The sequence below is a fragment of the Streptomyces sp. LUP30 genome, from assembly GCF_001746365.1.
Taxonomy (GTDB): domain Bacteria; phylum Actinomycetota; class Actinomycetes; order Streptomycetales; family Streptomycetaceae; genus Streptomyces.
On record NZ_MJAJ01000047.1, the window covers coordinates 14410 to 34637 of the forward strand.

At 69.4% G+C, this 20228-nt stretch carries 19 protein-coding genes; 8 read left to right on the forward strand and 11 right to left on the reverse strand.

Features of this window, described 5'->3' with window-relative positions:
- Nucleotides 1-274: 274 nt before the first annotated feature.
- The 3 genes from BG482_RS30535 to BG482_RS30545 all read left to right on the forward strand — a co-directional run bounded on the left by BG482_RS30535 (nucleotide 275) and on the right by BG482_RS30545 (nucleotide 6308).
- Nucleotides 275-4678, forward strand: coding sequence for an aminotransferase class I/II-fold pyridoxal phosphate-dependent enzyme (locus BG482_RS30535; RefSeq protein ID WP_079142360.1), 4404 nt, complete (start codon nucleotides 275-277; stop codon nucleotides 4676-4678).
- Complete coding sequence (locus BG482_RS30540; protein WP_069772454.1) at nucleotides 4662-5405, forward strand: methyltransferase; 744 nt, start codon at nucleotides 4662-4664, stop codon at nucleotides 5403-5405. The genes BG482_RS30535 and BG482_RS30540 overlap by 17 nt, the downstream gene beginning before the upstream one ends.
- 141 nt (nucleotides 5406-5546) lie before the next feature.
- On the forward strand, nucleotides 5547-6308 hold the full coding sequence (locus BG482_RS30545) for an isocitrate lyase/phosphoenolpyruvate mutase family protein (RefSeq protein ID WP_069772416.1): 762 nt from the start codon (nucleotides 5547-5549) through the stop codon (nucleotides 6306-6308).
- 52 nt (nucleotides 6309-6360) lie between these two features.
- Here BG482_RS30545 and BG482_RS30550 read toward each other — a convergent pair whose 3' ends face one another.
- Nucleotides 6361-7500, reverse strand: coding sequence for a CdaR family transcriptional regulator (locus BG482_RS30550; protein WP_069772417.1), 1140 nt, complete (start codon nucleotides 7498-7500; stop codon nucleotides 6361-6363).
- An 87-nt stretch (nucleotides 7501-7587) separates the two neighbouring features.
- Here BG482_RS30550 and BG482_RS30555 point away from each other — a divergent pair, with 87 nt between their 5' ends.
- Together BG482_RS30555 and BG482_RS30560 are read left to right on the forward strand one after the other, a co-directional pair.
- Nucleotides 7588-8643 carry a ferredoxin reductase gene (locus BG482_RS30555; protein ID WP_069772418.1) on the forward strand — a complete coding sequence of 352 codons (1056 nt, stop codon included), beginning with the start codon at nucleotides 7588-7590 and terminating at the stop codon, nucleotides 8641-8643.
- 7 nt (nucleotides 8644-8650) lie between these two features.
- A complete protein-coding gene (locus tag BG482_RS30560; RefSeq protein ID WP_069772419.1) occupies nucleotides 8651-9769 on the forward strand; it encodes an acyl-CoA desaturase in 1119 nt (372 codons plus the stop codon).
- Nucleotides 9770-10260: 491 nt separating this feature from the next.
- Here the strand turns inward: BG482_RS30560 and BG482_RS30565 are convergent, their stop codons facing one another.
- Complete coding sequence (locus BG482_RS30565; protein ID WP_176741504.1) at nucleotides 10261-10587, reverse strand: hypothetical protein; 327 nt, start codon at nucleotides 10585-10587, stop codon at nucleotides 10261-10263.
- Between BG482_RS30565 and BG482_RS41660 the strand changes: the two genes are divergently transcribed.
- Nucleotides 10571-10855: a hypothetical protein gene (locus BG482_RS41660; RefSeq protein ID WP_079142346.1), complete on the forward strand. Its 285-nt coding sequence runs from the start codon at nucleotides 10571-10573 to the stop codon at nucleotides 10853-10855. The genes BG482_RS30565 and BG482_RS41660 overlap by 17 nt on opposite strands.
- A gap of 131 nt (nucleotides 10856-10986) precedes the next feature.
- On the opposite strand, the gene BG482_RS44200 is transcribed toward BG482_RS41660, so the two are convergent.
- The 3 genes from BG482_RS44200 to BG482_RS30575 form a co-directional block, all read right to left on the reverse strand.
- Complete coding sequence (locus BG482_RS44200) at nucleotides 10987-11130, reverse strand: hypothetical protein (RefSeq protein WP_176741505.1); 144 nt, start codon at nucleotides 11128-11130, stop codon at nucleotides 10987-10989.
- A gap of 101 nt (nucleotides 11131-11231) precedes the next feature.
- Nucleotides 11232-12140 (reverse strand): class I SAM-dependent methyltransferase, encoded by a 909-nt coding sequence (locus BG482_RS30570; protein ID WP_069772421.1) that lies wholly within the window; start codon nucleotides 12138-12140, stop codon nucleotides 11232-11234.
- Nucleotides 12141-12280: 140 nt separating this feature from the next.
- On the reverse strand, nucleotides 12281-13057 hold the full coding sequence (locus BG482_RS30575) for a TetR/AcrR family transcriptional regulator (protein ID WP_069772422.1): 777 nt from the start codon (nucleotides 13055-13057) through the stop codon (nucleotides 12281-12283).
- Nucleotides 13058-13199: 142 nt separating this feature from the next.
- Between BG482_RS30575 and BG482_RS30580 the strand changes: the two genes are divergently transcribed.
- Nucleotides 13200-14153, forward strand: coding sequence for an NAD-dependent epimerase/dehydratase family protein (locus BG482_RS30580; protein WP_069772423.1), 954 nt, complete (start codon nucleotides 13200-13202; stop codon nucleotides 14151-14153).
- Between the two features lie 325 nt (nucleotides 14154-14478).
- On the opposite strand, the gene BG482_RS30585 is transcribed toward BG482_RS30580, so the two are convergent.
- The 5 genes from BG482_RS30585 to BG482_RS30600 all read right to left on the reverse strand — a co-directional run bounded on the left by BG482_RS30585 (nucleotide 14479) and on the right by BG482_RS30600 (nucleotide 18818).
- Nucleotides 14479-15327: an alpha/beta fold hydrolase gene (locus BG482_RS30585; RefSeq protein WP_079142348.1), complete on the reverse strand. Its 849-nt coding sequence runs from the start codon at nucleotides 15325-15327 to the stop codon at nucleotides 14479-14481.
- Between the two features lie 429 nt (nucleotides 15328-15756).
- A complete protein-coding gene (locus BG482_RS30590) occupies nucleotides 15757-16170 on the reverse strand; it encodes a VOC family protein (protein ID WP_069772424.1) in 414 nt (137 codons plus the stop codon).
- 271 nt (nucleotides 16171-16441) lie between these two features.
- A complete protein-coding gene (locus BG482_RS41665; RefSeq protein WP_107450814.1) occupies nucleotides 16442-17212 on the reverse strand; it encodes a DUF2637 domain-containing protein in 771 nt (256 codons plus the stop codon).
- Nucleotides 17213-18332: 1120 nt separating this feature from the next.
- On the reverse strand, nucleotides 18333-18575 hold the full coding sequence (locus tag BG482_RS44585; RefSeq protein ID WP_069772425.1) for a hypothetical protein: 243 nt from the start codon (nucleotides 18573-18575) through the stop codon (nucleotides 18333-18335).
- A gap of 18 nt (nucleotides 18576-18593) precedes the next feature.
- The gene (locus BG482_RS30600) at nucleotides 18594-18818 is read right to left on the reverse strand and encodes a hypothetical protein (protein ID WP_030182720.1); all 225 of its coding nucleotides are present in this window, start codon (nucleotides 18816-18818) and stop codon (nucleotides 18594-18596) included.
- Nucleotides 18819-19333: 515 nt separating this feature from the next.
- On the opposite strand from BG482_RS30600, the gene BG482_RS44205 reads away from it, so the two are divergent.
- Nucleotides 19334-19489, forward strand: a complete 156-nt coding sequence (locus tag BG482_RS44205; RefSeq protein ID WP_176741506.1) for a hypothetical protein — start codon at nucleotides 19334-19336, stop codon at nucleotides 19487-19489.
- Nucleotides 19490-19664: 175 nt separating this feature from the next.
- On the opposite strand, the gene BG482_RS30605 is transcribed toward BG482_RS44205, so the two are convergent.
- The gene (locus BG482_RS30605; RefSeq protein ID WP_069772426.1) at nucleotides 19665-20102 is read right to left on the reverse strand and encodes a hypothetical protein; all 438 of its coding nucleotides are present in this window, start codon (nucleotides 20100-20102) and stop codon (nucleotides 19665-19667) included.
- Nucleotides 20103-20228: the final 126 nt, after the last annotated feature.

Sequence of the window (20228 nt, forward strand, 5' to 3'; positions counted from 1 at the left end):
TGACGCCGGGAGGCGAGACGCCGGGACGAGGAATGCCGGAGACCGCCTCGCCCGAACGGCTGAAGATGCACCGGTCCACCCGCCGTGCCTACGATCAACAAGGCCCCCGGAACGCGCCGGACGGTCCCGTGCCGTCCGACGCGAGGTTCCTGTGCCGTGCGACGTAGGGAGGCGGTTCGGCTTGCTGCGGGCACCACGCCTCACGGACCTCCTGCCACGGCCACGGCGCCTCGGCGTGTACGGCATCCTGGTCGCGGCCGCCACCGTGGTCTACATGGCGGCCCCCCCGACCCGGACCCCGCTGTGGGCCGTCATCGGGCTCGGCGGATTCGCGGCCATGGTCACGGGGATCGTCGTCAACCGCCCGCCCCACCGCTGGCCGTGGCTGCTGCTGGCCGCGGGGCTGCTGGCGTTCGCGGCGGGCGACACGTCGTACAACGTGATGGAGTCGTACTTCCAGATCAACAACCCGTTCCCGTCCGCCGCCGACGCCTGCTATCTCGCCTGCTATCCGATGTTCGCCGCCGGCCTCTACGGCCTGGTGCACTACCGCTGGCCGGGCCACGACCTGCCGGGTCTGCTCGACGCCCTGATCTTCGTGCTGGGTCTGGCTCTGCCCGTCTGGGTCTTCCTGGTGCAGCCGCTCACCCATGAGCCGGGTATGACGTGGCAGCAGCGGGCCATCAGCATCGCCTACCCGCTCGGCGACGTGCTCGTCCTCGCGATGCTGACCCGCCTCCTGGTGGCGAGCCCCGGCTCCGGCCGTATCCCCGCCCTCCGGCTCCTGGTGCTGGGAACGGCGGCGCTGCTCACCTTCGACATCGCGTACGGGATCCTCCAGCTCAACGACCTGTGGCAGACCGGGACCCTGCTCGACTGCGGCTGGATCGTCTTCTACACGGCCTGGGGGCTCGCGGGCCTGCATCCCTCGATGGTGGAACTGGCCCGGCCCGTGGTGCGAGGGGAGTCCCTGCGGCCCACGCGCCGCCGGCTGATCGCACTCAGCGCGGCCACCCTGGTGGCGCCCGGCATCCTGCTGTACGAGGGGCAGAGCAAGGACACCCAGGATGCCGCCGTGATCGCGGTCTTCTCCGCGGCCCTCTTCCTGCTGGTGCTCCTGCGGCTCTCCGGGATGGTGGTGGCCCACCGCAGCGCCATGGCCCGCGAACTGGCGCTGGGCACCGCGGCCACGTCCCTGGTCGCGGCGGCCAGACCACAGGACGTGGAGCGGGCGTGCGACACCACGGTGAGCACGCTGTTCGGGCCCAAGGTCGCGCACCGGTGTCTCGTCCTGCCGGCCGAGTACGCGAACGGGCTCGAGACCCGCAGCTCGCATCTGGTGCCCACGACGGAGCTGGGGACGGACATCGCGGGCCGGCTCGGCGGGCTGCCCAGCACGCTGGTGTGCCCCATGATCCCGCCCGACCAGCCGACCGAGCGGCTGCCGGGCGTGCTGGTGGCGGCGGGTCCCGAGCAGCAGCTCCGGGAGATCCAGAGCTCGCTGGAGATCCTCGCCTCGCACGCCGGTCTGGCCGTGGCCCGCATCGCGCTGCGCGAGGAGATCATCCGCAAGGAGAGCGAGGCCTACTTCCGCACACTGGTGCGCAACGCCTCGGACGTCATCCTCATCGTCGAGGACGACAACACCGTCCGGTACGCGAGCCCGTCCGCTCGTGCCGTCTTCGGCCAGATGGAACTCGCCGGGACGCCACTGCCCGAACTGGTGGACTCCAGCGACCGGACACGGGTCGTCAAGGGACTCGCCGCCCTGCGCAAGGGCGGGTCGCCCGAGACCCACGACCACTGGTGGGTGCTGCGCGACGGGAACCGCATCGAGGTCGAGGTGCGCTGCAGCGACCTGCGCGAGGACCCCACGGTGTCCGGGCTGGTCATCACCCTGCGGGACGTGACCGAGCAACGCAGGCTCGAACACGAGCTGACCGAGCGGGCGTTCCACGATCCGCTGACCGGTCTGCCCAACCGGACCCTGCTCCTGGAACGGATCGAGCGCGCCCTGCTGCGCAGCCGCCGCGGGTCGACGCTCACCTGTCTGCTCTTCATCGACCTCGACGACTTCAAGATGGTCAACGACACGATGGGACACTCCACCGGCGACCATCTGCTGAGCGCGGTCGCCGAACGGCTCTCGGGAGCGCTGCGCCGCACGGACACCGCGGCCCGTCTCGGGGGCGACGAGTTCGCGGTGCTGATGGAGGACGCCAAGAAACCGCTGGACGCCGAACTCCTCGCGGCACAGGTGATCCAGGCGCTCAGCCGGTCCTTCAGCCTGCGCGAGGGCTCGGTGAGCGTGTCCGCGAGCGTCGGTGTGGCCACCGCCCGGGACAGCACGGACGCCGAGGAACTGCTCGGCCACGCCGACCTGGCCCTCTACGCGGCGAAGGCGGCCGGCAAGCGGCAGTGGCGCAGATTCCTCCCCCGGCTGCGGGTGCGGATGGTGGAACGGCACGATCTCCAGGCCCGCCTCGACGGCGCGGTCGCGCGGTCCGAATTCACCGTGCGCTACCAGCCCGTCGTCGACATCGACGCGGGCGAGGTCGTCGGCTTCGAGGCCCTGGCCCGCTGGCAGTATCCGCACCACGATCCGGTCCCGCCGGACCAGTTCATCGCCCTCGCCGAGGAGACGGGGCACATCACGCCGCTGGGCGCTTGGGTCCTGGCGACCGCGGCCACGGACATCTCCCGGCTCCAGCGGTCGGCCGACGGCGCCGAGCCGCCGTACGTCAGCGTGAACGTCTCCCCCCGCCAGTTCCGCGACAGCGGATTCCTGGACAAGGTGCGCAGGGCGCTCCAGACCCCCGGACTCGCCCCGGGGTCGCTCCAGCTGGAGCTCACCGAGACCGTGCTCATGCGCCGGGACGCGCAGGTCCAGGCGGTGCTGTACTCGCTCAAGGACCTCGGCGTGCACATCGCGGTCGACGACTTCGGCAGCGGCTACTCCTCGCTGCGCTACCTGCGGGACTTCCCCGTCGACGTCCTGAAGATCGACAAGACGTTCATCGACGACATCGCGCTGGACACCCGGCAGGTGGCGCTCGTCGAGGGAATCGTCAGCCTCGCCGACACCCTGGGCATCCAGGTGATCGCCGAGGGGATCGAGGACCAGGTGCAGAGGGAGCTCCTGGCCGGTATGGGTTGCCGGTTCGGACAGGGTTTCCTCTTCGCCCGGCCGATGACGGTGCAGCAGAGCGAGTTCCTGCTGCGGCAGCGCGACGGGGTTCGCACCCCGGTCGGGTCCGCCGCCGCGACGGCGGAAACGAGGTACGGAATGGAACCATCGCAGCCGGCTTCGGCCGACCCGCACAAGAACCCGTCCGCTCCGCCCGACGGCACGTCGCCCGGCGGCACGCACGGCGACCCGCCGGGCGAGAGCACGCACGGTGACGACGCCCACGGCGACGGGGGCGGTGACGGCGCCCGGCGCTCAAGACGCTGGCGCGACCTGGAGCATCTGCGGCAGACCAGCCCCATGAGCGACGCCGTTCTCGACGAGGTGCGAGGCCGGCACATCCGCAGCGGCGACCACTGGATGATCGACTTCGCCTCCTGCAACTACCTCGGCTTCGACTGCGATCCGGAGATCATCCAGTCCATCGAACCGGCCGTACGCCGCTGGGGCACCCACCCCAGCTGGTCCCGGCTGATCGGCAGTCCTCGTCTGTATCCCGACATCGAGGAGCGCCTCGCCGACCTGCTCGGCGCGCCCGACGCGCTGCTGCTCCCCACGGCGACCCTGATCCACGCCTCGGTGATCCCCGTCCTGGCGGGCCAGGGCCATGTCTTCGTCGAGGCCACGGCACACCGGACCGTGTTCGACGGATGCGTGGGGGCCCGTGGTCAGGGCGCGACGCTGCGCCGTTTCCACGCCGCACGCCTCGACGAACTGGCGGCCATGCTCGACGCGGCGCCGGCGGATCTGCCCCGGCTCGTCTGCCTGGACGGCGTGAACAGCATGAGCGGGAACATCCCCGACCTGCCGAGGCTGGCCGAGGTCTGCAGGCCGCGCAACGCCCTGATGTACATCGACGACGCGCACGGATTCGGCGTCATCGGGGAGCGCAATCCGCACGAGTCGTGTCCGTACGGGGACCGGGGCAACAGCGTCGTACGGCACACGGGAGAGTCGTACGAGGGGATCGTGCTCGTCGGCGGGTTCTCGAAGGCGTACTCGTCGCTGCTGGCCTTCCTCGCGCTGCCCACCTCGCTCAAGGACCGCCTCAAGACCGCGGCGGCGCCCTACCTCTACTCGGGCCCGTCGCCCACCGCCTCCCTCGCCACCGCGCTGGCCGGCCTCGACGTCAACGACCGCCGCGGGGACGACATCCGGGCCGATCTGTACCGCAAGACGGTGCGCGTCCTCGACCACCTCGATGAGCTCGGGGCGGGCACGCTCAACACGGACCGGCTGCCGATCATCGAGATCCCGCTGGCGGACGCCGACGACCTGGACGCGGTCGGCACGTTCCTGTGGGACAACGGCATCTACGTGACCCTGGCGGCCTATCCCCTCGTACCGCGCGACCGCGTCGGTTTCCGGGTCCAGCTGACCGCGCTCAACTCCGACGAGGACGTGGACCGGCTCAACGACACGCTCACCCGGCTCACCGAGCGCTATCGGCTGCGGCCGAGGGACGGAGTCCGCGATGGCGGTCCTGAATGACGACGTGAACTGGGACCGATGGCCGGTCGAGGACTACCTGGCGGAGAACTACCGCGAGTTGCACCCCTCGGACGCGGCGGTCATCGCCCACCACAGCGTGTTCTACCGGGAGTTCCCGCCGGACGGCGTGGCCCGGTCGGTGGAGATCGGAGCCGGCCCCAACCTGTATCCGCTGATCCTCGCCTCCGCGGCGAGCCGCCGTATCGACGCGGTGGAGGCGGGCGCCTCCAACGCCGCCTATCTGGAAGGGCAGTTGAACGGGACGCCGGACCGGAGCTGGCTGCCCTTCCACGCCCTGTGCCGCAGCCTCAATCCGGACGTCCCCGGGACCCTGGAGGAGGCGCTGTCCTCGGTGCGTCTGGTGCACGGCGACCTGAGGTCCGTCGAGCCGGGGGGTTACCACCTCGCCTCCATGCATTTCGTGGCCGAGGGAGCCACCGAGGACTTCGAGGAGTTCAAGGAGTTCTGCCGCCGGTTCGTCCGGTGCGTCGTCCCGGGCGGGCACCTGGTCGCCGCGTTCATGGAGAACATGCCGACCTACCGGATCGGCGCCGACTCCCGCTGGCCCGGATGCCCGGTGGACACGGACGTCATCACCGAGGTGTTCACCCCGCTGACCGACCGGCTCACGGTCGGCCGCATTCCGTCGGATCCGACCCTGCCGGACTACGGGGACTCCGGGATGGTCCTGCTCACCGGGGTCGCGGCGGCCGCTCCCCCGGATTGAGCAAGGGACCGGTGGCCGCCTGCCGCCGGGGACCGGCCGCCGCCCACCCGGCTGTCCTGGGCCGGACGGGCCTGCTCGGTGACCGTCGACGGCGCGCCGTCGGCGCGTTGTTGTGGCGCCCCACGGGGTAGCGTCCTCGACATGGACATTCGCACCACGGTTGAGCGCGCTCAACGACTCAAGCAGCTGCACGCCGAGTACAAGCCGCTCGTACTGCCGACCGTCTGGGACGCCTGGTCCGCGCGGACGGCGGCCGGCGCCGGATTCCCCGCGCTCACGATCGGCAGTCATCCGCTCGCCGACTCCCGCGGAGCCGACGACCACGAGGGGCAGACCTTCGAGGAGGTGCTCGCCGCCGTCAGGCCCATCATCGCGGCGGTCGACGTTCCCGTCTCCGTGGACCTGGAGGCCGGCTACGGACAAGAACCCTCGGACCTCATCGCCGGACTCACCGAAGTCGGCGGCGTCGGTCTCAACATCGAGGACACCGTCCACTCGGACGGCGGACGCGTGCGCACCACCCAGGAACACGCGAACTACGTCGCCGGCCTGCGCGCGGCCGCTGACGACGCCGGGATCCCGGTCTGGATCAACGGGCGCACCGACCTCTTCCTCCACGCCGAGGATGCCTCCGCCGTCCTCGGCGAGGCGATCGAACGACTGCATGCCCTGGAGCAGGCCGGCGCCGACAGTGTCTATCCGGTGGGCATCCAGGACAACGACGACCTGCTGACCGCGGTGACCGGCGCCGTCGGCATCCCGGTGAACTCCACGGCCCATCCCGTCAAGCACGATCTTGAACGCTTCCGCCGCCTCGGCGTCGGCCGGATCACCTACGGCCCGCTGCTGCAGTTCGCCCTGACGGACGCGATGAAGGACATGCTCGGGCCGTGGGCGCCCTGACGACGATTCCCTGACCGCTCGCGGACGCGGTCGTGGGCGGTCGACGTACGCGTCAGGCGGCCCGAAGACCGACCGCGAGCGTCAGTTCCAGGACCCGGTGCGGCGATGCGAGATCCGGAAACAGCTCGCGCAGCTGCGACATCCGGTACCGGACCGTCTGGGGATGGACGAACAACGCCGCCGCCACCTCCTCCCGCCTGCCCTGGTGCAGCAGCCACGCCCGCAACGTCTCCTCCAGCCGCTCCGCGGTCGCGACAGGCAAGGTCCGCAACGGTGCGAGGGCTCTGGCCCGCAGGTCTGCGAGCGCGTCCACGTCGGCACTCAGCACCAACTCGGGCAGGTGGTCCTCGGTGTCGCGAATATCGCAGGACAGGGAGCGCGCGCGTGCGGCCCGTGCGTACGAGGCGGACGCGCGAGTCCACGGCCGGGCCGGCCCGACCACCGCGGCGCGGTCGGTCAGCTGCCGCAAGAGATGTGATCGGTCGGCGTCGGGGACGAGCAGCACACCGGTGACGTCCGGCAGGTCGTCGAGGACGAGGGTGCTCGGGTCCAGCGTGCGGTAGGCCGGCCGGGCCTGTGCGGCGGGCAGCAGGACCGCGGTCAGCGTGACCGGAGGCTGCCACCCGGCCCGTTGAGCGGAGGCCAGCAGCACGTCCGGGCTCGCGCCGGCGAGGAGGTCGCGGGCCAGGTGTTCCAGGTGGCGCTCGTGGGCCCGCCCCAGGGCGGCCAGCTCGTCGGCGTGGCCCGCGGCGCTCGCGGCGGAGAGCTCGTCGATGTAGGCGAAGGTCAGCTCGGCGAACTTGGCGACCTCGGCGGCGGGCAGACCTGCGGGCACGGCACCCGCCGCCAGGCATCGCCAGGCCACGCGGGCGCCGACGCGGTAGGCGCTGAGCAGAGCGTCCATCGAACGGCCGTCGCGCACCTCGCCGCGGCCCAGCTCGTAGGCTGCGTCACCGGCGTCGCCGCCTGTGGCGTTCCCGCTCGCGAGGTCCAGGTAGTGCCCCAAGGCGGTGCGGACGGCTCGGCGGATGGTGCCGCCCATGTGGCCCGAAAGGGCGTTGGCGTACGGGGGAACCTCGTCGATGATCGCCTGGACCACCTCGTCGGCGGTGGCCTTCAGCGCGGCCCGAAGAGCGGTGACCGTCGTCTCGTCCAGGGCCAGTTCGCTGGCCCTCCGGATTGCATGGCTCATGCTTTTGTTCCCTGCGAACAATTCTGCCGAACAGATTCACGTCCTACGGTCAGGACTTTACGCCTTGGGGCACAGCATGCTGAAGTCATGACGAGTGCAGCCCTCCGCAGCAGGGCGTGGAAAATGCTGGAGATGGTCACGACGCCGCTGCTGCCGTCGGACTACCTCGACCTGGTCAGCCCGCTGCGTGCGGGCGCTGACCTGCGTGGGCGCATCGAGGCCGTGCTGCCCGAGACGGATGACGCCGCGACTGTCGTGATCAGACCGGGACGGGGCTGGCGCGGCCACACAGCCGGTCAGTACGTGCGCGTCGGGGTCGACGTCGACGGGGTGCGCCTGTGGCGTGCCTACTCCATCACCTCGCCGACGAACCGCCAGGACGGCCGCCTCACGATCACCGTGAAGGCGATCCCTGACGGCAAGGTCAGCAACCACCTGGTCCGCAGGGCGAAACCGGGCACGCTGATCCAGCTCCACCAGGCGACCGGAGACTTCGTGCTTCCGCAGGCCAGGCCCGCCAAGGTGCTCTACCTGACGGCCGGCAGCGGCATCACGCCCGTGATGGGCATGCTCCGCGACAACGAGTTCGACGACGTCGTCATGGTCCACTGCGCGCCACAGCCGCGTGACGTGATCTTCCGCAACGAACTGCACGACCTGGTCGCGGGCGAGAAGCTGCGGCTCACCGAGGTGCACACCGACACAGACGGCATGCTCGACATCGCCCGTCTCGACGAACTCGTGCCCGACTGGGCCGAGCGGGAGACCTGGGCCTGCGGGCCCGCGGGCCTGCTCGACGCCGCCGAGCAGCACTGGACCGGGCACGGCGTACCAGAGCGCCTGCACACCGAGCGCTTCCGCCCCGGCATCGTCGTCACCGGCGACGGCGGCGAGGTCACGTTCAGCAGCAGCGGCAAGACCGCCGACGCGGACGGCGCCACGCCGTTGCTGGACATCGGCGAAGAGGCCGGCGTGCTCATGCCCTCCGGGTGCCGCATGGGCATCTGCTTCGGCTGTGTCACACCCCTCAAGGCGGGCGCCGTCCGCGACCTGCGCACCGGCGCGATCACCGAGGCCGAGCCGGGCGTCCTCATCCAGACCTGCGTGTCCGCCGCGGCGGGCCCTTGCGACATCGAACGGTAGGAGCACCTTGACCGCCATCGACCCCACCGCCCACCTGACCGCGGAGCAGATCGAGGAGCTCGGCCGCGAGCTGGACGCGATCCGCGACGAGGTGATCGCCGGCCGCGGCGAGAAGGACGCCGCCTACATCCGTAAGGTCATCTCGGCGCAGCGCAAGCTCGAGCTGGTCAGCAGGGGCGTGCTGCTGTTCTCGATCTTCCCGCCCGCGTGGCTGATCGGCACCGCCGGGCTGTCCGTGGCGAAGATCATGGACAACATGGAGATCGGCCACAACATCCTGCACGGCCAGTGGGACTGGATGCGGGATCCGAAGATCCACTCCACCACCTGGGAGTGGGATCACGTCTCGCCGTCCGAGCAGTGGAGGCACTCGCACAACGAGCTGCACCACACGTACACCAACGTGATCGGCAAGGACAACGACCTCGGCTACGGCATCATGCGCGTCGACGAGGACCAGAAGTGGCACCCGTTCCACCTCGGCCAGCCGCTGTGGAACTTCCTCAACGCCTGCTTCTTCGAGTACGGCATCGCGGCGTACGACCTGGAACTCGGCAAGAACCTGAACAAGCGCCGCCGCAAGAACCCGGAGTTCCGCGCGCGGGCCAGGGCCGTGGGCCGCAAGATCCGCAAGCAGGTGCTCAAGGACTACGTGGTCCACCCGCTGCTGTCGGGCCCGTCGTTCCTCACCACGCTCGCCGCCACGTTCACCGCGAACCTGGTCCGCAACGTCTGGTCCCACTCGGTCATCATGTGCGGGCACTTCCCCGAGGGCGTGCAGGTCTTCGAGCGCCGGTCGATCAAGGGCGAGACCCGCGGCCAGTGGTACCTGCGCCAGATGATGGGCTCGGCGAACATCAGCGGCAGCAAGGCCATGCACTTCATGACCGGCAACCTCTCGCACCAGATCGAGCACCACCTGTTCCCCGACCTGCCGAGCAACCGGTACGCCGAGGTCGCGGTGAAGGTACGCGCACTGTTCGAGAAGTACGAGCTGGACTACGTCACCGGACCGCTGCCCAAGCAGGTGTTCTCCGCGTGGCACAAGGTCTTCCGGCTCTCGCTGCCGAACAAGAAGCCCAAGGTCGAAACGCCGGACCGCGAGCTGGAGCTCGTCGCGGCCTGATCCCCGGTATCGGTCGGGCCCAGAACACGCGGTACCTCTGGGCCCACCGGGCCCGCATCCGGCGCACGGACGTGCTGCCGCCCGTAGTCGGTCAGAGCAGGCGGTGAACGTGCCGCAGGTGCGGGGCTGTTCGCCGGACAGGCGCGCCGCCCAGGGCCAGGACGGCAAGTGCGTCGGCGGCGGCCTCCTTGCGGCGGGTGGATTCCTTTCGCGGCCGGCCTCGCCGGTGCACGTTCCGTGCGGGGTGCGGGGCGACAGCCCCCACGCGACGCGTCGGTAGTAGGGCGTCGCCAACTCTGTTGCGGTTGGCCGTTGCAGTGCCACGGCTGCACTTTGGTGCCGTTCACACGGGGCGAAGGTGGTCCACAGGATGGACCAGGTGCACGAAGGCCTCCGGATCCCGAGCACCGCACGCCGCCGGTGCGTGAGGCGCCCTGCGGGGGAGGCTCAAGCGGCCGATCAGCCACCGCGCGGTGATCAGACGGTGGGTCTCAGCCCGTCATAGCGGACTTCTGGCCGGACGGGGCGACGGCGTACCACTCCTTCTCCCTGCCCTGGCCATTCGTCTCACCGGCCTTCGTGTCGCCGACGTAGCGGTACAGCGGCCAGCCGGCGAGGGTGAGCTGCTTCCTGCCCTTCCGATGGACCGTACCGAGAAGGCTCTTCTCAACGCCGGTGGTCTGTATGGAGTCCTGCACCAGAACGGGCACCCACGTCTTCGTGCACGCACCGGAGCACGTCCACTTGGACGGGCTTGCCTGGTCCCGGTCATAGCGGTAGAGGGTCATCCCCTGGTCGTCGGTGACCACGCTGCCCACGCCCGTCGTCACCCTCGCCGTCAGCATCGTGGTGAAGGCTGCCTGCCCGCTCCCGGAGTTACGACTTTCAGCCGGCGCCGAGGCGGCCGGTGCCGAAGTGGCCGGTGCCGAAGTGGCCGGTGTGGAGGTCGCGGGGTCCGATGCGGTCGTCGCAATCGGCGAGACGTCACCGGGGCTCGTGCCGGACGCGCTGTCGCTCGAGACGCCGCACGCCGCCAGCAGGAGCGCGGAGGCGAACCCGGCGGCCGAGGCGAGCACGATGCGTTGACGGGTCACAGAGTTGCCCTTCGTCGGGGGTCGCCAACTACTTCCTGGCCCCCTAGTACGTCGAGTGACTCCCGCCCTCTCAGCCGCCGCGCTCACATGACGCAGTCTTGACCATCACCGTGCTCGGACTGGTCAGCGCGGGTCGAGGAGAGCCCTCAAGTGCCCGGCCGCATAGCCCTGCCCCAGGAGCCGGGCTTCGGTTCGCTCGCTGATCGTGCGCAGGCGGGCGCCGTCCGCGTAGCCCGGCGCGCACTCGGAGGCCGCTCCCTTGCGCACGTCGAGTTCCTGGAGCGAGTTGCGGCAGACCCATGTGGTGGGTCTGGAGCGTCGTCGACGGTGCCGACGCCCATGAGCCGGGTCGAGATGCCGAAGCGAGGTCAGCCCATTCCGGCGCCCTCGAGCTGGAAATGCCAGACGACCACGATCGGGGAGCCGCCCAAGGCCGCGGCCGACGCTTCCGGGCACCAGTGCAACAGGTCCCAGGACAAATGGGCCGGGAGTGGGTCCGGGGCGAGGCCTGCGTCGAAGGAGTGGCTCGGGCGACGGGGTTCCTCGCAGTGGCGGACCTGGAAGCCGAGCGGGAGGGCTGCGGCGAGGTAGGCGCTGAGCGGGCGGTGGTATTCGGTGAGGAGGGACGGCTGGCCGTCCGGGCCGGGCCGGCGGGCCAGGGTCGGCCGGAGATAGGACGTCAGCAGGTGGGCGTCCGAGATCACGAGGTTCCCGCCCGGGCGCAGGACACGTGCGAACTCGGCCAGCACGACGTCCAGATCGGGAACGTGAGTCAGGGCGAGCGCACACACGACGGTGTCGACCGCGTCGTCGGGAAGCGGCAGCTGATGCAGATCGGCCTGGTGAAAGTCGACGTCCGGCAGGCCCCTGCGGGCCTGGGCCAGCATCTCGGGCGAGGCATCCACGCCGATCACATCATGGCCGAGTTCATGCAGGTAGGAGGTGTGGCGGCCGGTCCCGCAGGCCGCGTCCAACGTCTCGCCGACGGGCAGACCGTCCAGGATGCGCCGGACGACGGGCTGCTCGAAGTCGATCATCTGGTTGCCGGGGGCGTCATAGTGTGGCGCCCACTCCCGGTAGACGTCGGCCGCGCTGATCGCGCCCGGACTCGCCGTGACTCCTTCAGCGTGCGCGAGTGCGGGCACGTCCAGCAGGGTGCGGATCTCGGCGATCCGGGCCTCGACGAACGCCCGGTCGGCCCTCCCCTCCCTGATGCCGCGCAGCAGAGCAGCACCCTCGATGCCCAGCAGATATCCCAGGGGGCTCAGATAGGTCATCCCTCGGACGGTACGGACTCGCGGTCAGAGGTCTCCACCGGTTTTTCCGGCGCTTCGAGCGGCCACCAAAGATGGACCGGCTCACCTGCGACCACTGACGAGCCAGACCAGATCACCCGTGGTCAGCCCCGGCCGTTGCTTCAGGTGGTGAGGCCGAGGGCTGCGCCGAGACGGCGAGCCTCGTGGTCGAAGAAGGCTCGGGGGTCGGCGATGATCTCGCGGCGGTGGCCGAAGAGCTCGAAGGAGATGGCGCCGAGGAGGTAGGTCCAGGCCATGAGGCTGCTCATGACCAGGTCGGCCGGAGTGTCCGGGGGAAGCTCGGCGAGCAGGGGCGCCAGTGACTGTCGGGCGTCGTCGGGCATCGCGTCCCGGGTGTCGTCGGGCATCGCGGGCCGGGTGTCGTCGGGCATCGCGGGCCGGGTGTCGCCGGCGCGGTGGCTTTCCCGACCGAGCCGGTCGGTGAAGAGGGCACCGATCAGGTAGGGCAGCCGGGTCGCCTGTGCCACCGTGTCCTGGGGGGCGGCGTAACCCGGTACCGGCGAGCCGTAGATCAGGGCGTACTCGTGCGGATGCGCCAGCGCCCAGTCCCGCACCGCGTGGCACACGCCGACCCAGCGCTCCAGCGTGTCCGCCGGCTCAGCGTCCTCCACGTCCAGCGCGGCGTAGGCGGCTTCGGCGGCGTCGCTCAGAGAGGTGTAGCCGTCCAGGATGAGCGCGGTGAGCAGGGCGTCGCGGCTCGGGAAGTAGCGGTAGAGCGCGGAAGCGGAGGCCAGGCCGAGCTCCCTGGCGACGGCGCGCAGCGAGAGCGCGGCGGCACCGCTCTCGGCGAGTTGCCCGCGGGCCACCGCCTTGATCTCCGCGGTGAATTCGATCCGGGCCCGTTCCCGTGCGGTGAGGGGCTTCTGAGGGGTGGACATGCGTCCATCCTGGCATGGAGCGACGAAAACGAGAACACCGGACGCAAGCGAGCACACTGTTCTTGACAATCTCGCGGCACTGCGCCAGCCTCTCGGTGTCGACCAAACGAGAACACTGTTCTCTGAAGCATCGGAGGAAACCGTGAGCAAGCACCTGATCGTCGGCATGGGCCCCATCGGCTCGGCCGCCGCCCGGCTCCTCTCCGCGCGTGGCGAGGAGGTCGTCCTGGTCAGCCGCTCCGGAGTCACGCCCGCCACAGCCGGTCTGGCCGACCTTCCGGGCATACGGCCCGTGCGTCTGGACGCCACCGACGCCACCGCGCTCGGCGAGTTGGCCGCCGGGGCGGCCGTGCTCTACAACTGCGCCGGCCCGGCCTACCACCGCTGGGCCACGGACTGGCCCCCGCTCGCTGCCGCCCTGCTGGCCGCCGCCGAGCGCTCCGGCGCCGTACTGGCCACGGTCAGCAACCTCTACGGATACGGCGCGGTCGCCGCCCCGATGACCGAGGGCACCCCGCTCGATCCCAACTCGGTGAAAGGTCAGGTACGCGCCCGGATGTGGAAGGACGCACTCGCCCTCCACCAGGCCGGACGGATTCGGACCACCGAGATCCGCAGCTCCAACTACATCGGCCCGCACGCCGAGAGCCCGCTCGGGGCCCGGGTGGTGCCGCGGCTGCTGGCCGGCCGCAGTGTCCAGGTGCTGCGCAGCGCCGACACCGCCCACAGCTGGACCTACACGGAGGACGCCGCTCGGCTGCTGGTCACCGTCGGCGGCGAGGAACGGGCCTGGGGTTGCGCCTGGCACGTTCCCAGCAACCCGCCCCGTACCCAGCGCGAGGCCGTCGCCGACCTCGCCGAGGCCGCGGGGGTCTCACAGGTCCGGGTCGGCGAGATCCCGACCTTCCTTCTGACGGCGCTGGGCCTGCTCAACCCGACCGTGCGGGAGCTGCGCGAGGTCGCCTACCAGTTCGAGCACCCCTTCGTGATGGACTCAGGTGCGGCCACCGCCGCCTTCGACCTCAGACCCACCCCCTGGACCGAGGTACTCAGCGCCACCGCGGACTCCTACCGAACCCCGAACGCCCACCGTTAGGCCTGTTCGAGGTGAGACCACGGGATCGATCGTTCCTCCCTGGGGAGGATGCCAGGCTGCGGTAGAGGAGCGCGTGACTCACTGATGATCTGGACTCACTGATGATCTGGCCGACGCCGAATCGGAGTTGATCGAGCCGCACCTGCACTGCGCTGCCGCGGTGATGCACTGATTGAGTGTCTGCGGCGGTGAAGTCGCCAGGAGCGTAACGGCGTCCCCGCCACGGGATGCAGGGCGGGCCGCCTGGGCGCGGCAACAGTCCTTGACGCTGTGCCCGTACTCAGCGCCTGGCGCATGACGCGGTGTCCAGCAGTTCCTGGACGGCTCAGGAAGACCGCAGGAATCGAGCGATCTCCGCCGCCACGGCTTCGGGGACGACCGACGGTGCGAAGTGCATCTGGCCGGGAAACGTCGTGCAGGTGACGTGGGACAGTGCGGCCGCGAGCCGGTCGAGAGTTTCGGGCATCGGCTGCCAGGTGTCGGCGCCCCGCATCAGCAGCGTCGGAACGGTGACCGCGGACCAGCGCTCCACGTCCACCGAGTCAGCGGCCATCGATTCGAGGTCACGGCGCCAACCGGGCGCCTCGTCGGGTTCGTTGTCGGATTCGTTGTCGGGTTCGTTGTCGGTGGACTCGCCCGCATCCATGAGGTCCAGCAGCGCGGCCGGGACGCGGGCCACCTTCTCCGCCAGCAGCCGATCGGCTCGCCGTCGCTCACCGTTCGCCGTCAGTTCCTCGAACTCGCCCAATACGGGAGCCAGTTCCTCGCCTGCCGCGTACAGCGGCGGTTCCCACAGCACCAGCGAGCGAATCGGCAGTCCGGCTGTTGCGGCGTGCAGGGCGACGGTGGCTCCGTAGGACATGCCGACCAGGTGCACCGGGCAGCCGATCTTGGAGATCAGCGCCTCAAGATCCTGCACCTCGTCGGTGAAGCGCTTCGGTGACCGGCCCGGTCCGCTCGGGGCGTACCCGCGGCGGGCCGGCGTCCAGAGCTCGAAGTGGTCGGCGAGGTGTTCGGCCACCGGCTCCCAGGAATGCAGTCCACCGCCGGAGCCATGGACCATGACGACAGGTGGCCCCGAGCCGAGGTGTCGATAGCCGATCGCGGTGCCGTCGAAGGACTCGAACGACGCGATGCCCCCGGAGGACTCTGACAACTCGGTCTCGCTCTGCATGCCAGGACCGTTGCACGATCCACCCGGCCCGGTCCACCGGATTTCCGCAGCTCAAGCAGACGGCTCTCAGCCCGGCCCCGTGATCCGCCGGGCAGGCTGTAACGGTGAAGCGGTTCGATTTGACCGACGCGCACTCGGCGCTCCTGGACCGGTTGTCACCTCCTCCCGGGCGGCCGCGTCGCCCCTCGAAGTGGACCAAGGGCCAGCTCGTCGACGGCATCCCATAGCGGGTGCGGGTCGACGCGGCGCGGCACGGCGCGTGGCGGGACGTGCCCACGTTCTCCCGCTCCCGGCAGGGTCATGCGCGCGCATCAGCGCACCGCCGGCGCCCGTCGGCAGCCACCCGGTCGACAAGCTCGCCGTCCGCGGCCTGAGCGCCGTCCACATCACCGCCATCAACGAATGGCTCGACCTACTTCACCACACGGCCTACTGGTCGCGCTTGGGCCAGACAGGGCCCTGATCGGTCCAGATGACACCCTTGTTGTGGCAGAGGCAGAAGGGGTGGCCGATGGGGTCGGTGTAGACGCGGAAACCGTAGCCCTCGGGGCCGATGCAGTCCCGCTGCAGGGTGGCGCCGAGGGCGAGGACGCGGCGCTGTTCGTCCTCGATGTCGTCGACTTCGAAGTCGAGGTGGAACTGCTTGGGGTGCTCGCTGTCGGGCCACCGCGGGGCGCGGTAGTCCTCCACCTGGATGAAGGCCAGTTCGATCTCGCCGAACCGGATACCGGCCCAGTTCTCGTCACTGCCGTCCTTGACCGGGAGCCCCGTCACCTCGGAGTAGAAGGCTGCCAGCTTCATCGTGTCCGGGCAATCGATGATGAAGTCGGTTAGTCGTAGCATCCCGCGATCTTGCCACAAGATCGAATGAGCTGGACGTCGAGACAGGCCCTGGCAGGGCAGCCAGTTCAGCTTTCGATATCGCCGCAGGGCGCGCAGGAAGCGGCCGGCAGGCGCGCGCAGTGACAGCGGACTGGGCCTTACCAGCCCGCCTCACCAAATGCTGCCAGACCGCCTCGTACGCCTGGGTCCGCTCCGACGACCTGGGCTTCGCCTCGGCCGAGATGTTCCGCAGCTCCAGAACCGGGCCGTAGGCCCTTTTAACTCTGTCCGGCTACTGCCGGTGGCGACGCGAGGCCTGCCGTGGTGGCAGAGTCAATGTGATTTGTCGAACGAGTTGCTGAAAACATGCGAGGGATGCGAGGGCGGGCAGGGTAGCTCCAGCAATTCCGGTGAAGGTTTTGTCTGCCTGTGCTACGCAGAGCATTATCGCTACTGAGGAGAAGAGCAGAACGATGAACCACGAGTGTACCGCCCGGCGTTGATGCAGTGCAGTTCGCAGGATGGACAGTGAGGCCACCATCCAGGGGCCGTACACAAGGAGGGGCCAGGACGGGGCGATACCGGCACCCGTTCCGGACGTGATGTTCTGCAGCGGTCTGTAGGCCACCATGCCGCCGAAAACGCTGACCATCGCCACGATGACGGAAACGAGGGCGACGAGGGCGAAGCTGCCGGTCTGCAACCACTTGAGCCGGGCTTTTGGAACCTGCATCTTGCGGTGCCCGGAAGGAGAGCGCCGGGGCGACGGAAGCTGAGCAGCCAGACCGTCCAACGGGTCCTCGAAGTCGACGCCGGACGGGCGCTCCCTGCGAAGTGGCGGCACCCTTGTCGATTGCTCCGCCGGGACAGCTTCCTGGAGGAGATGGGCGAGTTCCTCGACCGGGTCCCAGCCCCCTGTGTCGGGTGCAGTCAGGGGAACACCTGCGTAGGCGCTGTCGTCAGACCCCCCGTTCCAGCCGGTCCCTGTCCCTGTCCCGTAGGAGTAGGCATCGGAGTACCACTCACGCTGCCCAGACAGAGAATTCACCCAGTCATGATTCATGGCATCGTTCCGTCACGCACTGTTCGCGGTCAGAGTTTCCCTGGCCGCTCCACCGAGAGTTGAACTCCTCCTGGATAGCCTCCAGCAGCCCGAGGAAATCACGTAGCAGCGGCTCGGTAATCCGATGTTCGCACCACACGCCGTCCCCGCTCGCGATACTCTGTTCCGCAAGCGCCGAGTAAATCGCACCAGCCGACCAAGCGAATTTCCTCACAGTCAGATCAGGGGCCGCAGCTACATTACCCGGCCTTGCGTTGCGTTGCGGGAGGCCGGGAGACGTTGCTTGTGTCATATCCCGCTAACGGCGCCCCGTCTCCTCCAGATGCGCGGACAGACGAGTGACCGCGACCCCGGTACGGGTGAACATTCCTTGATCAAGTCCTACCTATCTCACTTCGCACTTTATGAGCCGAGAGGCTTGTCCTCGGATTCGCCAGCGCGGCGAGCAGGCACCTTCCAAGATGGCGCCGAGGATGGCCGACGGGGAGGTCGCGAGCCCCGACGTCTCGCGGGCGACGATCCGACACCTCCGAAGAGCTGGTTCAGGGGATCGTCGCCTCGCTCGCCTGGCCTCCACAGCCCGCGCGTCCGACCACTCCGTCCACCCGGCGTCGCCGGCACGTCCGAGCTCGCGATGACGGCTGCCGCACGGCCGACAAGCGACCGCGGGGGGGATGCCCCGCCAGGTAGCCGAGTGCGGTGGCACGGCCCTCCTTCGCACCGCGGCCAGCCGAGCTCTTCAGCCAGGTCCCCTTCGCCACCCTCCTCGGTAAGGCCATCGGCGCGGAACGTGCTTGCTCCGGTGGCTACTTCGGCCTAACAAGCCGCGAGGACGTGGCCGGTGCCGCGGTCCTCCAGAACCGTGCGCAGATTCGGGTTGCCGCTGTGGACCTCGTCAACGGAACGCCGGTTGCGCTAGCGGTCCTCACGACCGGGCCGTCGTCTTGTATGTGATCTCGACTCGGTGGCCAGGTCGAGTTCTTCCTCGAGGTCGACTGTGGGTGTGTCGCCGTCAGCGGTCTTGGGCGAGGGCGCAGAGCTCGCCAGGGGACTTTGCCCGGCGCTTCCGGCTTGCGCACGCTCGCCATCGACTCCACGACCGCCTTGCTGGAGTGTGTGATCAGCTCCGGCAGGCCGAAGGGTCCAAGGCGGGATTCGCAAAGCCGCTGTCGGCCGGGTTGATCACCCTGCCGGGAGTGACCGACTCGTCCACACGGTTCAGGACTGAGGCGTTCATGGCCACGTCCGCTGCGGGCAGCTGCGTGCCCGGATGCTGGAGCGTGCGCGGGCCGATGGGGCCCGAGACGCCGACCATCAGGGCGTCCGGGCCGTTCGTCAACTCCGCGTAGCGCCCGCGCACCACGAGCCCGAGCGCGTGGCATCAGTCCTTGGCGCGGTGCAGCTGTATCTGCCGATTGACGAAGAGGTGCACGAAACCGCAACGCAGACAGATCAACCCGGTTGCGGTCTCATCCGCCCAGGCCAAATTGAACAACTCCCCGCCCGTGCTGTTGAGCTTCACCCCCCGTTCGCGGAAGAGATCACTCTTACAGACCTGACACGTGATCCACATCTCTCCCAGCGAGGCCCGCACCGCTTTGGCCATTACATCCCCCTTGCCATGCCCAGCACCGCGGCTGAGCCGTCAGCACTGTGTCGCTCTTGCTCGGGCTACGCTTGATCATCGCCGTGCAATCCGGTGTTCGGAAAGGCATTTGAGCAAGAACTGAGCACGGGCCGACGCGGGAGTCCCTTCCTCACGGTATGCAGGGCCGCCTCGGCGCCTGCGGTCGGCAGTCGGGCCTCGGCGCGTTGTGCGTGGCGCTCTCAGCCTCGAGAACGCGACCGGCCTTGGGGAGCGAACGGTCTCGCGCGTACGCCGAGGACGGCAGACGTGGGATGTGGCGAGGACGCGCAGCCGCCGCCCTTGGGGGGCCTGCGCGCTGGAGAGCCGGACTCCCGCAGGCGGTGAGAAGTGATGCCGTGTCATGCCGGATCCAAGGAGATTGACACGGTGCTCCTGTGGCTGGCTGGGGCGCTCAGCGGGCCGGAACGCGTCCCCGCGCCTGCCGTCCGCCTCGGCCGACCGCCCAGGCGTAGCCGACCTCTCCTTCGTCTCCAGTGGAGCCACAAACCACCGCTCATCAACGGCTGGATTCCTTCAAGCTCGGTGGCATCGAACTGCGCGACATCCCCATGGGCTGGTCGTCGACCGAGTCGGGCCAAGATGTCGGTACTGCCGACGACGGCATGATCGGCACGTGGGTCTTCTACTAATTGCTGACCACCTTCGACTACGCGGGCCGGCAACTGATCCTGCGCCGCCGCACACCCGAATCAGCCGGGAAGGCACGCGCCGCCGCCGCACGGGCAGGCGCGCAGCCCCTGCCGCTGTGGCCGGCCGACCAATTCCGCACACCAGGGTCAGCATCGCCGGCAGCGCCGGCGCTCCCTACCGCGCGGTGTGGTCGGGATGCCCCGCAGTGCGTCGAGCCTCCTTCATTTCAGCTTCATAGAGGTGATCACGCCCGTCCGCCAATTCCTCCAGAGCCTGGCGCTCCGCTTTCTTGAAGGGCTCGTAATACGTGCGGTTGTACTCTTCGATGATCTGGAACGTCCAGTGTCCCGGAATCACGTTACGCCCGATGATCTCTGTCTGAACGCGGTCGGCCCATTCCGAGTGGCCGGCTTTCCTCAGGAGGTCAGCAGCCCGGTCGAGTTCCAGATCCGCACCCCCCGTCAGCTGATGGAACTCATAGAGGTGCCCGCGCGCGCGTTCGGTCATTTCCAGGGCTTTGGAGAGGGACCCCAGCGCTTCGACTGTCTCGTCACTGACGCCCTCGGGCCGCCGGTGACCTCGGTCGGGCCCGTCGTGGTTCGTGCCGTTCATGTCGGAAGAGTCCCCCGCGGTCGGCTGCCCATACCGGACTCGGATCGATGCTCGGCTGTGTGGACCACCGCGAGGAGACCTTTTCGGGGCGGGGACCTTGCCCGCACCGGGCGAAGCGGGCCGCCG